The 1,773-nt window shown below is 58.2% G+C and carries 2 protein-coding genes and 1 pseudogene; all 3 read left to right on the top strand.

Features of this window, described 5'->3' with window-relative positions; translation table 11 throughout:
• Window positions 1-530 (top strand): annotated as a pseudogene (locus tag AB5S05_RS22005) (hypothetical protein); the annotation flags it as partial.
• Window positions 527-1,213, top strand: a complete 687-nt coding sequence (locus tag AB5S05_RS22000) for a hypothetical protein (protein WP_369289631.1) — start codon at window positions 527-529, stop codon at window positions 1,211-1,213. The pseudogene AB5S05_RS22005 and the gene AB5S05_RS22000, both read left to right, overlap by 4 nt.
• 15 nt (window positions 1,214-1,228) lie before the next feature.
• Window positions 1,229-1,714 (top strand): hypothetical protein, encoded by a 486-nt coding sequence (locus AB5S05_RS21995; protein ID WP_369289630.1) that lies wholly within the window; start codon window positions 1,229-1,231, stop codon window positions 1,712-1,714.
• The last annotated feature ends 59 nt before the right edge of the window (window positions 1,715-1,773 follow it).

Raw genomic sequence — 1,773 nt, 5'->3', positions numbered from 1 at the left:
GCACCAAGGCGGCTGCCTCGCGTTTGAACTCGGCGGAAAACGTACGTCGTTGTTTGCTCATCAGACACCTCTCTCACGGCGAGGATTTTCGCCTAAATCGGTGTCCGGGATCAGTAGACCACTACATTTGTCATGATCCTGTGGCCGATACTGCTACTTTTTTCTTCGTAATGCCCTTGCCTGCATCAGAAGACTCGCCAGAGATTCAGGTGCTCTACTGGTTTGGTTTCATGTGCTTTTGTGGCGTTCCCATTCTGCTGCTTCTGTATAACTTGGTCCAACCTGTACCGCTTCCTGTGCGCTTCAATCGCCAGCGGCAAGAGGTCTGTGTGCCGCAAAGCGATGGTAGCCATTGGATCGATCTGATTGAGCGGAAGAAGCTCGCCCCTCCACCGCAATTCACTGATCCAGCCATTCTTGAATGGTCAAAACCCTTGCCCCATGACGAGTGGGCCAAACGCTCATCCGAGCTGGAGCAGGCTATTGCCCTGCGTGAGGCTGAGCTGGGCGCAGATCAAGTAACTGCATGACTACACCTTGTAGTGGTCAACCCATCGAAGAGTGGCTGACCAACGGCCCCTTCGGTGGCAACCGCGAAGCGGATGTCCGTCACCTGTGGGCGGACCCGCAGGAGTCGTTCTATCGCCTTGTCAGTCTCTTTGCCGGCATCCGCATCAGCATCAGCATCGGCAAAAACCCCGAGCAGGCACGCCACAGTGGCGCCATGGGCCTGCTTGACCCGGCCGAGTACCACGCCATGCGCCGCGCCAACACCCAGGTACGCATCGAAAGCAACCTCCCTGGCTTGGCCGCGAGCCTAGGCAGCGCCAATATTGAGGCCGCAAGCCAGCTGCGCAGCGGTGCTCACCGGTTGAGCCACAAGGACCTGCTGCTGGTCAGCAACCACCGTTTGAGCCCGATCCTCCCCCTGGCGCAGCGGCTCTACCCGGATGCCCTGGAACTGTTCTATGAGGTGCCTGCCTCCCAGCCCATGCCAAGAGAAGCGGGCATTCCATGGCAGACTTATGAACTGGCCGTACGGGCGCAGATCACCCTGCAGGGTGAGGGGCGCAATTGGCACTTCCCCGCGCCTTCTCCCACCGACCGTCTAAGTTACGACGCGAGCCGGCACAGCCAACCACGCTTCGATAAGGTCAACCAAGCCTTCTGGGCCGATGAGCAGAACCACCGCAATCAGGACACAAAACGCTAAGGACCCGCCCGTACCATGCACAGCCACTACGCCGCCAGCGCCTATCACCCCGAGCGCATTCCAGACCAGCCAAGCTCGACCAAGCGTGGCTGGTTAAAACGCTTCGGCAGCTCGCGCCTGCCCTGGGGGCGGGCTCAAGAAATTTGTCCGGTCAGCATGTTTCAAGGCAGCACGCCGACCGACCTTCGAGCCATTGAGGCTTACGATGAAGAGTTGGCGTCAGGGAAGAGAAAACCTCAAGCGTATGAGCAACTGGACTACCACCAAGTCATCAATCACGAGCGCTATCGCCATGCGTCCTTGGCCAAAAGAAGCCTCTTTTGGTTCTACCTCTGGGGGGGGGGCGTTTTGTATTTTGGGCGACGTTGCTCTTGTTTCCTTTGCCGTGGTTCGTCGACGCCTACCACTCTGAGAAAGGCTTCTTTGCTGGGTTGCTGGACTTACCCCTATCAAACCGGACACCGACACCCCGTTAAGTTGATGCCTCAGCCAAGCGCCTGAATTCCCGAGGCGAGCGGTATTTCAGTGCGCTGTGTGGATGTTCCTCGTTGTAATGCTCG

The organism is Pseudomonas zhanjiangensis (assembly GCF_041027545.1).
GTDB classification, from domain to species: Bacteria; Pseudomonadota; Gammaproteobacteria; order Pseudomonadales; family Pseudomonadaceae; genus Aquipseudomonas; species Aquipseudomonas zhanjiangensis.
This window is presented reverse-complemented; position numbering and strand designations above follow the sequence as displayed.